Origin of the sequence: Shewanella japonica (genome assembly GCF_002075795.1) — a bacterium.
GTDB lineage: Bacteria > Pseudomonadota > Gammaproteobacteria > Enterobacterales > Shewanellaceae > Shewanella > Shewanella japonica.
This window is the reverse complement of the sequence record NZ_CP020472.1, coordinates 4,377,142-4,390,990: the sequence shown is the minus strand read 5'-3', so window position 1 is coordinate 4,390,990 and position 13,849 is coordinate 4,377,142. Positions and strand designations below refer to the sequence as shown.

8 protein-coding genes are annotated in these 13,849 nt (G+C 42.2%); 4 read left to right on the top strand and 4 right to left on the bottom strand.

From position 1 onward, the window contains the following. Positions 1–5 precede the first annotated feature (5 nt). The 4 genes from nhaC to purH form a co-directional block, all read right to left on the bottom strand. Positions 6–1,481 (bottom strand): Na+/H+ antiporter NhaC, encoded by a 1,476-nt coding sequence (gene nhaC, locus SJ2017_RS18845; RefSeq protein ID WP_080916940.1) that lies wholly within the window; start codon positions 1,479–1,481, stop codon positions 6–8. A 1,966-nt stretch (positions 1,482–3,447) separates the two neighbouring features. Next, positions 3,448–3,816 carry a hypothetical protein gene (locus SJ2017_RS18835; protein WP_156003357.1) on the bottom strand — a complete coding sequence of 123 codons (369 nt, stop codon included), beginning with the start codon at positions 3,814–3,816 and terminating at the stop codon, positions 3,448–3,450. Between the two features lie 198 nt (positions 3,817–4,014). After that, a complete protein-coding gene (gene purD, locus SJ2017_RS18830; protein ID WP_080916935.1) occupies positions 4,015–5,316 on the bottom strand; it encodes a phosphoribosylamine--glycine ligase in 1,302 nt (433 codons plus the stop codon). A 95-nt stretch (positions 5,317–5,411) separates the two neighbouring features. Then, on the bottom strand, positions 5,412–7,001 hold the full coding sequence (gene purH / locus SJ2017_RS18825) for a bifunctional phosphoribosylaminoimidazolecarboxamide formyltransferase/IMP cyclohydrolase (protein ID WP_080916934.1): 1,590 nt from the start codon (positions 6,999–7,001) through the stop codon (positions 5,412–5,414). Between the two features lie 303 nt (positions 7,002–7,304). Here purH and zntR point away from each other — a divergent pair, with 303 nt between their 5' ends. The 4 genes from zntR (at position 7,305) to SJ2017_RS18805 (ending at position 13,847) form a co-directional block, all read left to right on the top strand. Further along, a complete protein-coding gene (gene zntR, locus SJ2017_RS18820; protein ID WP_080916933.1) occupies positions 7,305–7,769 on the top strand; it encodes a Zn(2+)-responsive transcriptional regulator in 465 nt (154 codons plus the stop codon). 11 nt (positions 7,770–7,780) lie between these two features. Continuing rightward, the gene (locus SJ2017_RS18815) at positions 7,781–9,154 is read left to right on the top strand and encodes an SO_0444 family Cu/Zn efflux transporter (RefSeq protein WP_080917525.1); all 1,374 of its coding nucleotides are present in this window, start codon (positions 7,781–7,783) and stop codon (positions 9,152–9,154) included. Between the two features lie 311 nt (positions 9,155–9,465). Beyond that, a complete protein-coding gene (locus tag SJ2017_RS18810; RefSeq protein ID WP_080916931.1) occupies positions 9,466–11,319 on the top strand; it encodes a multiheme c-type cytochrome in 1,854 nt (617 codons plus the stop codon). Between the two features lie 572 nt (positions 11,320–11,891). Then, the gene (locus SJ2017_RS18805) at positions 11,892–13,847 is read left to right on the top strand and encodes a multiheme c-type cytochrome (RefSeq protein ID WP_080916930.1); all 1,956 of its coding nucleotides are present in this window, start codon (positions 11,892–11,894) and stop codon (positions 13,845–13,847) included. Positions 13,848–13,849: the final 2 nt, after the last annotated feature.

Here is a 13,849-nt window from a genome sequence, read left to right as displayed (position 1 = left end):
CAAGGCTAGCTTGCTTGAGTTTCTTCACTGAGCGTTGATTCATCTAATGGCTCAATTTTAATATTGAAATAGGCATAAGACGCACTGATAAACGGACAAACTAAGTTAAAAATAGCGTAGGGTAGGTATGCGATAGTCGCCACGCCTAGGGTACTTGCCATAAAGGCGCCACAAGTATTCCAGGGGATCAGCGGGCTAGTGACAGTTGCTGAATCTTCTAAAGAGCGGCTTAAATTGACAGGTGCAAGTTTACGCTTTTGATATTCCATTTTTAACATTCTACCGGGTAATACGATGGCAATGTATTGGTCGGCAGTAATCACATTAGCGCCAATACAGACCCCAAGAGTGGTGATAATTAAGCTGCTGGTGCCAGTCACTAAATTCATGATGCTTTCAAGTAAGCGAGCTAATAAGCCTGTCACTTCCATCACGCCGCCAAAAGCCATAGCACATAATATTAACCAGACTGTTGTCACCATACTGCTCATGCCGCCACGGCTTAATAGGTTGTCGAGCACGGCATCGCCAGTATTAGCCACATAACCATCAAACATCGCAATCCAAATGCCTTTAATGATGGCAATTACTGGTAATAACTGTGGGTCGTTAACGTAAGTAATCACATTATCAAACTGGAAAATGGCTGCGCAGATAGCACCCGCTAAGGTACCAATAATCACGGTTGGAAAGGCGGGCATTTTCTTATTTGCCAAAAAGAGCACAACTAATAATGGTAGTAATAAATGCAGCCCAGGTTGGTAAGTATTTTCTAGTAATGTCAGCGTATCACCTAGTTGCGAGTTAAAGCTGGATACATCGGCTGATAAACCTAAAAAAGTAAACACGATTAAGGCAATAATAATGCTGGGCACAGTGGTCCAAGTCATATGCTTAATATGACTAAAGATATTTGAGCCAGCAACGGCAGGAGCTAGATTGGTTGTGTCAGATAATGGTGACATTTTATCGCCAAAATAAGCGCCACTGATGATTGCACCAGCAGTGATATTGATATCTAAGCCCATCGCTGAAGCGATACCAATAAGGGCAATACCAATAGTACCTGCTACTGTCCACGAACTACCGATGCTTATTGCTACAACGGCACATAAAATGCAGCTGGCAGCATAAAAATATTGTGGATGGAGGATTTGCATACCGTAGTAAATCATTGTCGGCACTGTGCCGGCTAAAATCCAGGTACCGATTAGGGAGCCAACAGTAAATAAGATCAGTAAAGCGCCAGTTGCGACACCAATACTTTTAATGATGCCACGTTCCATTTGGTTCCAGCTGTAACCATTTTTGTAACCAATTAAAATGGCAATGCAAGCGGCGAGAATCAGTGCAATTTGGTTTGCTCCAGATGAGCTATCAGAAGAGAAAAGGTACACCGCAGCGCCCAGCATGGTGATAAGGGCGATAACAGGTGCAAGGGCGTCAAACAAACTAGGTTGTTTGAGTTGAGAGTCAGACATAAAGCTATCCCTATTTTTATTCTTATGGGGTGTTGTAAATAGTCGGTGTTATTTGTTGTTAATTTGTGACTAGGTCGACATCCTGCCATAGATGCAGGGGATAAGTCGATGTTTTGGCAGTGTAACAACTTGCTAGAAAAGCATAGGGTTACAAGATCTATTGCTTAATAATTTAAGATACTAGATTAGCTATTCATTTGAGGTGATATTGGTGCATATTTACTTAGATGTGATTGACTATATTTAGTTATTTAATTTCTTTTCTCGCAAACTTTATTAAGAGCAAAGTCGTGGCGCTTCGCCCACACCAGAATCAAGGGGTAAAGCGCTTGTCCCCATACTTTATATACTAAGAGTAATCCCTCAGCGCTCCGGCGAAATTTAAAAAGCAAAATTTCCAACGGAGTGTTATTTAGCTTTTAGCTTCATTTGGTTCAGCTTCGTTCATCTTCAAAAATCACTAACGCTTACGATGGGACGTTTAGTTTTGTTTTCTTCGGCTCAAAGCAAGATCAAAGTCGTGGCGCTTCGCCCACACCAGACCAAGAGGGTATCAACAGCAATACCCTCTTGGAACACCCTGCCGCCTTTACGAAATTTTCTGATAAGCGAAAGATTTCTACAAGGATGGATCTAGCTTTTGACTTCGTTTTTATTCTGCTTCGTGCATCTTCAAAAATCACTAACGCTCCCAATGGGGCGTGCCTTCCCCTCGAAAGCTAGCTGATATCTTAAGTGCAGGATGCACAAAATGCCTTGAAGCACATGGATGTGCGAGAAAGGCCATGTCAGGACTCACGTAATTTTCTTGATGCACTCAAGCCAATTGAACTCTGCGGTTTTGCTCTATATTGAATATAAAACGAAGTTAAATCGAAGAGGTAATAATCCCAGTGAAGATGCGTCTAAGACCTTCGAAAACATGGATGTTTTCGCAGAGCTTACATGGACGTACTTGAAGCGTGTCTTAGATGAATCTGTACAAAAGCCTGCGGCAGGCAATTGGTTAGATTGAAATTATGGACTTATATTCATTATTAAATACCAAATAGGGTATTGCACATACGACTTATCGGCTGAGAAAGTCGTGGCGCTTCGCCCACACCAGAATCAAGGGGGAAAGCGCTTGTCCCCCTTGATAATCCCTCAGCGCTCCGGCGAAATTTAAAAAGCAAAATTTCCAACGGAGTATTATTTAGCTTTTAGCTTCATTTGGTTCTGCTTCGTGCATCTTCAAAAATCACTAACGCTTCCAATGGGGCGTCCCTTCCCCTCGAAAGCTAGCCTGACATCCATGTCAGGACTCACGTAATTTTCTTGATGCACTCAAGCCAACTGAACTTTGCGGCTTTGCTCTATATTGAATATAAAAACGAAGTTAAATCGAAGAAGTAATAATCCCAGTGCAGATGCGTCTAAGACCTTCGAAAACATGGATGTTTTCGCAGAGCTTACATGGATCTTGCCTTAAATAAAGAATGCAGCGTGCCTTAGATGAATCTGTACAAAAGGTCGCTTATTCACATCCATGTGATCGCGACATTCGATACATCCTATATCTTCCTGCGACAGGCAATGGGTTAGATTGAAGTAATGGACTTATATTCGTTATTCAATTCCAAATAGGGTATTGCATATACGATCTATAAGCTGAGAAGGTCGTGGCGCTGCGGTCTAGTTCTTTTATAAACTTACAATGAAGTTAAATCGAAAAGAAAAAAACTCAGTCCAGATGCGTTTAAGATTTTAGAAAATATGGTGAAGTTAGATTGGCTGAAAGGCTTTGTGCGATAGGTCGGTGTGCTGAACAGGCCTTTAATCACGGATGCTGTTAGTTTTCGAAGAATTTATATAGATTCTGTCTTAAATAAAGAATTTAGAGTGTCTTAGGTGAAGGTCGCTGCTTAACATACATGAGATCATTACACTCGATACATCTTGAGTCTGCTTGCAGCAAATAATATGTCTATTCTTCTTTATTGATCCAAGCCGTAGTATTCTTGACTGGGTTTACTTGCCAAAATGATTGTTCTTGTACTTTGCCATCTAAAGGTATCCATGTTTCCTTACTGGTTTGAAAGTATACGGTATAGCTAATTTCAATAGCTCTATAATCAGAGTTATAGGATCTAACTCCACCGCAGCTAAACGTCGAATTGTAATCTGGAATGAAAATGTCTCTAGGTATTTCGATAGCTGAATGAGGTATTTCAGGCAAGTCATCCTCAATGAGAGAATATCCAGTATAAATATCATCGATGATTTTTGAGAATTCAGGTTCAATAGCATCAGATAAAAGGCTGGCTAACCCACTGGCACTTACATTAAAAGTCATTAGTAAGAACAATATACAAGTTATTTTGTTGAAGCTTCTCATACTATCGTTATCCCTAACTATTAAAATCATAATTGTATCAAAGTTAGCATATTCTAATTTTGATTGTAGGGGAAAGTTAATTCCATAAAAAATCCCTATGATATTTCTATCACAGGGATTTTTTTATCGCTTCAATAACAAGCAAAAACTAACTAGTTAGTCTTTACCTTGCTCGCGTGCGATTGCGCGGTAGGCGATATCGGTGCGGAAGTAGACGTCATCCCAGTGGATGGCATCGACTAGCTTGTATGCGCTAGCTTGTGCTTCTGTCACTGTGTTACCGAGTGCTGTTGCACATAATACGCGGCCGCCAGCTGTGACAACGTGACCGTCTTTCATGGCGGTGCCAGCGTGGAATACTTTGGCGTTGTTATCACCTAAAGATAAACCGTCAATTACGTCTGCTTTGCGGTAGGCATCAGGGTATCCGCCTGCTGCTAGTACCACACCGACTGCTGCGCGTGAATCAAATTCTGCGGTCACTTTATCAAGCTCACCACGGGTGGCGGCTAAACAAAGTTCAACTAAATCTGATTGTAGACGCATCATGATTGGCTGCGTTTCTGGGTCGCCAAAGCGGCAGTTGTACTCAAGTACCTTAGCGCTGCCATCAGGTGAAATCATCAAGCCTGCGTATAAGAAACCTGTGTAAACATTGCCTTCTGCTGCCATGCCATCAACTGTTGGACGGATAACGTTAGCAATTGTCCAGTCGTGAACGGTTTGGGTAACGACTGGTGCTGGTGAGTATGCACCCATGCCGCCAGTGTTAGGGCCATAATCGCCATTATCACGGGCTTTATGGTCTTGGCTGGTGGCCATGGCTAATATGTTTTTACCATCTACCATGACGATAAAGCTGGCTTCTTCACCTTTTAAAAATTCTTCGATAACAACGCGAGAACCGGCTTCGCCAAATTTGTTACCTGCTAGCATATCTTCAATTGCAGCATCAGCTTCAGCTTGGTCTTGCGCGATAATCACGCCTTTACCTGCTGCTAAACCGTCAGCTTTAATCACAACAGGGAAACCTGTTTTGTTGGTCAGTTCAACGCTGTAAGCTTTTGCTGGCTCGATGTCAGTAAAGTTAGCGTAGTCGGCAGTTGGAATATTATGGCGAGCTAAAAAATCTTTCGTGAAAGCTTTTGAAGACTCAAGTTGCGCTGCGCCTTGGGTTGGGCCAAATATAGGTAAACCAGCTTCGTTAAAGGCATCAACAACGCCAAGTGCTAAAGGCACTTCTGGGCCAACAATGGTTAATTCAATTTTGTTGTCTTGGGCAAATTTCACTAATTCTGAAATTGCTTCAACCTTAATACCGACGTTTTCTAATTTTGGCTCTAAAGATGTGCCTGCGTTGCCAGGAGCAACAAAAACTTTTTCAACTTGAGCTGATTGAGCTGCTTTCCAAGCTAGTGCGTGTTCGCGTCCGCCGCCGCCAATTACAAGTACCTTCATCTTTATTCACCTTTTTTATATTCAATTTGGTAAAAATTATCATGTTCTTTAAACGAAAAAAGCAGCCAAATGAGGCTGCTCTATTCAAATGCTGTTTAGTGACGGAAGTGACGCATTCCGGTGAACACCATAGCAATGCCGTGCTCGTCAGCTGCTGCGATGATTTCTTCGTCACGAATTGAACCGCCCGGTTGGATGATACAGCTGATGCCCGCTGCTGCTGCAGCATCAATACCGTCACGGAATGGGAAGAATGCATCAGATGCCATCACTGACCCTTCAACAACCAAACCTTCATCAGCGGCTTTAATACCTGCCACTTTCGCTGAGTAAACGCGGCTCATTTGGCCTGCGCCCACACCGATAGTCATACCGTCTTTTGCGTAGACAATTGCATTTGATTTAACAAACTTAGCCACTTTCCAGCAGAACATTAAGTCAGTTAATTGCTCAGCTGTAGGTTGGACTTTTGAAACCACTTTAACATCGGCGACATCAACCATACCTTGGTCGCGGTCTTGTACTAATAAACCACCGTTAACACGTTTAAAGTCTTGAGTGGTGGTTTTAGTGTTCCACTGACCACACTCTAATAAACGTACATTAGCTTTAGCAGCAACGATTTCACGTGCAGCTGCACTGACTGTTGGTGCAATGATCACTTCAACAAACTGACGGTCAACAATGGCTTTCGCAGTGTCTGCATCTAACTCTTGGTTAAACGCAATGATGCCGCCAAATGCTGATGTAGGGTCAGTTTTAAATGCGCGATCGTAAGCTTCTAAAATGGTGTCGCCTAGTGCGACACCACATGGGTTAGCATGCTTAACGATGACACAAGCTGGGCCGTCGAATTCTTTAACACATTCAAGAGCTGCGTCAGTATCAGCGATATTGTTGTAAGACAACGCTTTACCTTGTAGCTGTGTTGCGCTGGCAACTGACGCTTCATCAATGTGTGCATCAACATAAAATGCCGCTTTTTGATGGCTGTTTTCACCGTAGCGTAAATCTTGCTTTTTGATCAGCTGAGTATTGAAGGTACGTGGGAAGCTTGAATCTTCATGGCACTCATCTTTACTGTGTGCTGGCACCATAGTACCGAAGTAGTTCGCGATCATGCCGTCGTAAGCTGCGGTGTGCTCGAATGCTGCAATGGCTAAGTCAAAGCGCGTTTCAAGTGTTGTGCTGCCTTCATTGGCTTGCATTTCTGCAATCACGCGGCCGTAGTCGCTAGCATTAACAACAATGGTGGTGTCTTTGTGGTTTTTAGCTGTTGAGCGAACCATAGTTGGGCCACCAATATCGATGTTTTCAACGGCGTCAGCCAAAGTACAACCTTCTTTTGCCACTGTAGAAGCAAACGGGTAAAGGTTAACGGCAACTAAGTCGATTGGTTTGATGGCATTTTGTTCCATCACGATTTCATCGATACCACGACGAGCTAGAATGCCGCCATGCACTTTAGGGTGAAGTGTTTTAACACGACCATCCATGATTTCAGGATGACCTGTGTAGTCAGAAACTTCGGTCACTGGGATATTATTATCAGCAAGTAATTTAGCAGTGCCACCAGTAGAAAGTAGCTCTACGCCTTGCTCATGTAATGCTTTAGCAAACTCAAGCATTCCAGTTTTATCAGATACGCTTAACAGCGCGCGACGAATAGGTCTGACAGTATTCATGTAGGTACAGTGTCCACTATTTATTTAAGGAAGTTTGGCAAAGCTGAGTTTGTTAAATCAGCTTTGCCAAAGTTCCTACGATGCACATCTCGTTTTTATTTTATTAGTGAGCCGTACTCGAGCGCGCGTATTTTAACGTAATCTGTTTTATTTCGGGAAATTTCTGCGCGATTTCACAATATTGAAATAAGAACAAAGTTCGGGGGCTTTTTTATTCTATAAAACCCTTGACCTTGGATTAAACTCCAAGGTTTATAATGATGACATTACACTGATATAGATTCTAACTTTGTAGGTAACGATATGTATCGAATTGGTGAGCTCGCGACGTTATTTGATGTGAAAACGGATACGCTTCGTTTTTATGAAAAACATGGTTTATTAGCCCCTTCGAATCGTTCTGATTCTGGCTATCGACTGTATAACCAAGACGACGCCGAAAAGCTGCGATTTATTATTCGAGCTAAAGCGGTGGGCTTTAGTTTAAGTGATATTGCTGAGTTGTTGTCTATTGAACTGGATAAGTCTAATTGGGCCTGTGCTGATGTTAAAGGCATGGTCGATATTAAGTTGGAGCAAGTACAAGCAAAGATAGCGGAGCTGGAGTTCTTTGCGAGTTCGTTGAGCAAATTGTCAGAGGCATGTTGTGGCGGACCTGAAAGCGCCGAACACTGCTCTATATTAGAAGCATTAGAGTCATCAGATAAAGAATTACAGCCAAAATCTGAACATCATGCTGTAGTACAAAACCTTAGTGGTAAGAAATAGTGGGGCAAGAGATGTTATTCACTAACTTTGTAGAATTATTTTTAGAGTCAGCACCATGGTTATTACTTGGCTTGGTGTTAGCCGGATTATTAAAAGTGTTTGTGCCAATGGCATGGATGCAAAAGCAATTAGGTGGTCATGGGGTTAAAACCGTGGTTAAAGCCGCAGTGATAGGTGCGCCATTGCCGTTATGTTCGTGTGGTGTCATTCCTGCTGCCGTGGGGCTGCGCCGCAGCGGTGCTTCTAAGGCCGCTACGACTTCATTTTTAGTGTCGACCCCAGAAACGGGCGTTGATTCTGTGACAGTTTCTTATGTTTTACTTGGGCCTTTTATGGCAATTATTCGTCCTATTGCTGCAATTACCAGTGCCGTTGTGGCAGGGTTATTGGTTGGTCGAGATGATAAAGATGAGGTGAGTGAGGCTAAGGCTTCATCAAAGGTTGCAAAAAACGCTGAAGAGAATGATTTAGGTACCGCGGGTGAAGTGGTGTCCTCATGCTGTAGTTCAAAAGCCGCTGAGGTTAAGGCTCCTGAAACAAGCTGTTGCAGTTCTAAGGCGCAAAGTAAACCGGCATCAAGCAGTTGCTGTTCTAGCAACAAAGACAACGTTGAAGCGATCCCGAGCACGAGTAGTTGTTGCGCGGGTAAGACAGATAATACAACTAACGAAAAAGTGGCTACAGTTGCTAAAAGCTGTTGTGCCACTAAGACAGATCACGCTGCAGTCAGTGACAACAATGACACGCATGAACATGCGGCTGAAAGCTGCTGCGAGTCAACAAAAGATATGGCGACAGAGCTAAAAAGCGAGTCAGTATTGTCAAGGATAAAGTCAGGTTTGCATTACGCGGCAACGGATTTAGTGAGAGACACGACGATGTGGTTGTTAGTCGGTCTATTTTTTGCTGCATTAGTACAAACGTTTGTTCCTGGTGACTTTTTAGCAAAGTGGGGTGACGGGATTTTAGCTATGTTGGTGATGGTGTTGATATCTGTCCCTATGTACATTTGTGCTACAGCCTCAACACCGATTGCGGCAGGTTTACTATTAGCAGGTGTATCACCAGGGGCTGTATTGGTCTTTATGATGGCAGGGCCTGCAACCAATATTGCCACTTTAGGTGTTGTCACCAAAGAGCTAGGTAAGCGCGCATTATTTGGCTATTTAGGCGGGGTGTTGGGCGTAGCGTTAAGTTTTGGTGTCTTAGTCAATTATCTTGTGGAGCACTTTGGTTTTGTTGTCATGCCGCAAATTGGCGAAGAACATGAGTTATTACCTCATTTTGTTACTACGGGATCTGGGATTGTATTGGCCTTGTTAATGGCAAAAGTTATTTATGATAAGTTACCGAAAAAAAGCTTGCGACGAGACTGCTGTTCGTAAGTTATTTGTTTTACTTTAGCAATAAAAAAGGCCCTCAGGGCCTTTTTTATTAACTGAACCTTAAGTCTAACGCCTTGATTGATACAGCTTGTTACGTAGTTTGCGTGTAAATAACGAGCAGGTTGAGGAATGATTTTTAATTGTTAATATCAGCTCTAGCTAAACTAGATCTGGCTCAAGGTTTTAATTTAAAGAATATTGAAATTGTTAAAGTTCAGATCTTACGTGACATGAATCACTCATAAAGTTTGGGTTAATACCTAACATGATTCCGAGCTACCTCAATGGTGGTATAAGAAATTGGAGTGATGATGAAACATTTAACGAAACGCAAACTAGCATTCGTTATCGCAGCAGCAATGGGGATTGCAGGCTGTGGTAGCGATGGAAAAGATGGCGAAGATGGCGTAACGCCACCACCACCATCAGCAGAAACCTCAGAGATTACTAATGTCGACGTTATTCACCATGAAATTGGTGATGGCAAAGTAACTTTTGAATTCCAAATCACAAACGAAAAAGACATGCTAATTGTTGGCTTAGAAAAAGCGAACGCAGAATTAGCCGCTATGACTGATAAAGGTATTGCTCGTAGTCGTGATGATTTCGAAGGAACTATCGTTGGTGGTAGTGCAAGCGAGTCAACTGCTGGTGCTAGCTTAACTGTACTGGAAAATGGTAACTACGAATTTGTAGCGCCTATGCCAAATGTTACAGCGGGTACTGAAGGTATAGTTCGTTTAGCTGTGGGTGGTGGTGACTTAATTGCTAAGTCTCGCTACATCGTAGTTAGCAAGCCTGAAAACGTGCACACAACTACGACAGAAACATGTCAGTCTTGTCACGTTTATTTCCATGCATCAGACGTTAAGCATTCAAGCTACACAGCAATCGATACAGAAGGCGAAACTGATTTAGTCGCAGGTTGTTTAGTTTGTCACAACAACGTGGTTCGTGATGATGGCGGTTACGCACGCAACAGCATGCAAAAGCTTGGTCATATTAATCACAATGGCTTTGAAAAAGATTTCACTGCAACTAACTGTTATACCTGTCACGCTGAGCCTGTGATTAACACAAGCATCGCGGGTAACGGTTGTAGCGATTGTCATACAACTGATATGTCTGACAACATGGCTTTATTAGCTGCAAACAGTGACTTTGATGCACGTGAATTCCACGTTAAGTCTGAAAAAATTGGCATTACAGAGCGTCAAACTATTCGTGAAGAGCACAGCACGACTTTATCTGCTGTATACATGAATGACTTAGGTGAATACTGTACTGATTTAACCTTATTTAAAGGTGAAGAAGTACTGGATATCGAAGCGCTATATAATGACGGTACATTAAGCTACGCAAGTACTTACCTTCACGGTTACCATAATGAATCATTAGTGGGTCGTGAGTCTCGTAACTACGAAGAGTCTTATAAAGGCGACGGGACTAAAACCTTCTGTCACGCTAAGTTAGACTTGAATACACCACAAATCATGGCAAGTGCTCGTGTTACCTTTAAAGGTGGCAACTGGATTGATGATGACGGTAAATATGGTGTTTCACTTACAAGTTACTCGCCAGTAGCTGACTTAGCTGATCTGAACAATGTGACTGATTACGATCGTCGTCATGCCGTGACAACTGACAGCTGTACGACTTGTCATAACAACGAAACTAACTACCACAAAAATGGTAGCTACGCTGAAGGCGGCTTAGATTGTGTTGCTTGTCATAACAACGGTCAAGATCGTAGTGCTGGTAACTCTGCACCTGGTTTCGGCCCAATGGTTCACAGCATGCACTGGGGCGTAGGTAGCCAAGCTGGTGAAGACGGTGAAAATGCAGCAGCAAGAAATCTAGACGCTGCAAACTGTGTTTCTTGTCATGCTGATGGTATCGAACTTTACGCTATCCCTAACCAATATATGCTTTCAAAAGCTTATAACGGTGGCGATTCAGGCGTTATGACTAGCCCAATTACTGCAAACTGTTACGCATGTCATAATGGTGAGCAAGCGCTTAACCATATGGAGCAAAATGGTGGTGAGCTGAACGTTGAAGCTGGTACTAATTGGTACACAAATGGTACTTCTGAGTCTTGTGCAACATGTCACGATGCTGGCAAGTCAATGGGTATCGATAAGTTCCATAACTTTGAGCGTTAATCACTGACATTTTATAGCTTGCGATATTAACTGGCCCTGCAAAGCTCAATATCGCAATCATAAATAATTAAAAGCCACTAGAAATAGTGGCTTTTTTTCATTTTTGCCTTTCTATTTCATCTGTCAATTGGCAGGTTTGAATTTCATATTCTATTCTTCTTCGGTGCTTGCTAAAGCAACATAATGTCATTGACTGATTTTTTGAGCTTAGTTTTAAATCTTAAAATTAACTTAATTTAAACTTAATTGTAATTTCAGTTATAGAGTAAATAGGTTTTTACTTACTATAAATGAAGATTAAGTTACTGAATAATAAGGTTTAATTTATTTGTTAAATTATTTAATTAGTTGTAAACCCTTTTAAAACAATGGTTTAGCTTGCTGTTGCCGTTGTTGTTATTTATATAAGGATGTAGTTATTTAGATCTGAGTCAAACTTTGAACATTAAAAAGTGTTAATCAGCTTCGTGTTAATTCAGTCGTGATCATTGTCACTATTTAGTGAGCAAGAAATGCCTAGTATAAAAATAGACCTGTACCTACAAAGTGGTAATGGGCAATAGGAGATGATGATGAAGCATTTAACGAAAAGAAGATTAGCTTTCGTTGTCGCGGCTGCAATGGGGATTGCAGGTTGTGCTGATGACGGTAAAGATGGTGCTGATGGCGAAGATGGTGCACCGGGTGAACCCGCTACTCCACCAGTCACTGAAGTGTCTACAGTAACCAATGTTGAGTATATTGCTCATATGGTTGAAGAAGGCCAAGTGACAGTAGAGTTTAACTTAACTGATGAAGATGGCGTTGCGATTACGGGTCTTGAAAATGCAGGTATTTACTTAGCTGCTAAGACAGATCGTGGTATTCAACGTAGTCGTGATGGTAGTGTCGGTGGTAGTGCAACGTTTGGTGGCGATAATGCTACTGAAGGTGCAACTATTACAGAAGTTGACAGCGGGCAATATAAACTCGTTGCTCCAATGGCAGCTGTACAAGCGGATACAGAAGGATTAATTCGCTTACAAGTGGGCGGTGGCGATATTGCTGATTCACCGTATATCATTATTGATAAGCCAGAAATGACCCACACCTCAACAACTGAAACTTGTTATTCATGTCACGTTGATTACGCCACTTCAGATATTCGTCATAGTCATTATGTTGCTCAAAACATCGACGGCGAAGTTGATTTTGTTGGTGGCTGTATGGTGTGCCACAATAATGTTCCACGTGATGTTGCTGAAGATGGTACCTCACTTGATACTGGTGGATATGCTAAAGCGACTATGCAGCAGCTTGGTCATATTAATCACCAAAAATTTGAAAAAGATTTTACCCCAACTAACTGTTACACCTGTCACGCAGAGCCTGTGATGAATACCAGTATTGCTGGTAATGGTTGTTCAGATTGTCATACATCTGATGGTTCAGGTGCTGCCACTGTATTAGCCGATGATTTTGATGCTCGTGAGTTCCATTTCCAATCTTCTAAAATTGGTTTAGAAGAGCGTAAAGAAATTCGTGCAAATCATTACACTACAACTAGTGCGCCATACTATAATCCTACAATGGATGAGTGGATTGATCACAAAGATGTTGCTTGGACATCAGGTTACTGTGTTGATATCGCATTGTTTGATAATTCTGGCGAAACACCAGTACAGTTGAACATTGGTGAAATGTATGAAGCTCATGAAGTTGTTTATGGTGGTGCTTACATTAATAACTACTACAATGATTCTATTGTTGCACGTGTTATTGGTCATGGTTCAGAAGGCTACATTGAAAATGCTGATGGCTCACGTTCAGTATGTTACGGCGAGCTAACTGCGGGTTATGAACTTGCTAACTTGTCTGCCAGCTCACGTATTACGATTGCTGATACCAATTGGATTGATAGCGATAATGAATACGGTGTGTCTTTCACTGGATACAGTGATGTAGTTGACCCAATCAACTTTGAAAAAGTACAAGATTGGGGTCGTCGTCATACTATCGATGAAAACAGCTGTACGACTTGTCACAACAACGACACTAACTACCATAAGAGCGGTAGCTACGGTGACGGCGGTTTAGATTGTGTTGCTTGTCATAACAATGGTCAAGATCGTAAAGGCGCATTGTCTGGCCCTGGTTTCGGCCCAATGGTTCACAGCATGCACTGGGGTGTGGGTAACGAGTTAGGTGATAAAGCGCCTGAAGCGAACTCAGCAGCAAGCTTGAATGCCGATAACTGTGTCTCTTGCCATGCTGATGGTGTAAGCCTAGCTGATGTACCTAACCAATACATGCTTTCTAAAGCGTATAATGAAGGTAATGCTGGTGTAATGACGAGCCCTATCACTGCAAACTGTTTTGCATGTCATAACTCTGATTCAGCGTTAAGCCACATGGAGCAAAATGGTGGTGAGTTGAATGTACCATCAACGACAGAATGGTTCACTGAAGGTACTTCAGAGTCTTGTGCAACATGTCATGATACTGGTAAGTCATTCGGTATTGATAAGTTCCATAACTTTGAACGCTAAGA

Coding starts and splice junctions, on each gene's coding strand:
- purD (WP_080916935.1), bottom strand. CDS start 5,316: ATGAAGGTACTTGTAATTGGCGGCGGCGGACGCGAACACGCACTAGCT.
- SJ2017_RS18835 (WP_156003357.1), bottom strand. CDS start 3,816: ATGACTTTTAATGTAAGTGCCAGTGGGTTAGCCAGCCTTTTATCTGAT.
- SJ2017_RS18810 (WP_080916931.1), top strand. CDS start 9,466: ATGAAACATTTAACGAAACGCAAACTAGCATTCGTTATCGCAGCAGCA.
- SJ2017_RS18805 (WP_080916930.1), top strand. CDS start 11,892: ATGAAGCATTTAACGAAAAGAAGATTAGCTTTCGTTGTCGCGGCTGCA.
- nhaC (WP_080916940.1), bottom strand. CDS start 1,481: ATGTCTGACTCTCAACTCAAACAACCTAGTTTGTTTGACGCCCTTGCA.
- purH (WP_080916934.1), bottom strand. CDS start 7,001: ATGAATACTGTCAGACCTATTCGTCGCGCGCTGTTAAGCGTATCTGAT.
- SJ2017_RS18815 (WP_080917525.1), top strand. CDS start 7,781: ATGTTATTCACTAACTTTGTAGAATTATTTTTAGAGTCAGCACCATGG.
- zntR (WP_080916933.1), top strand. CDS start 7,305: ATGTATCGAATTGGTGAGCTCGCGACGTTATTTGATGTGAAAACGGAT.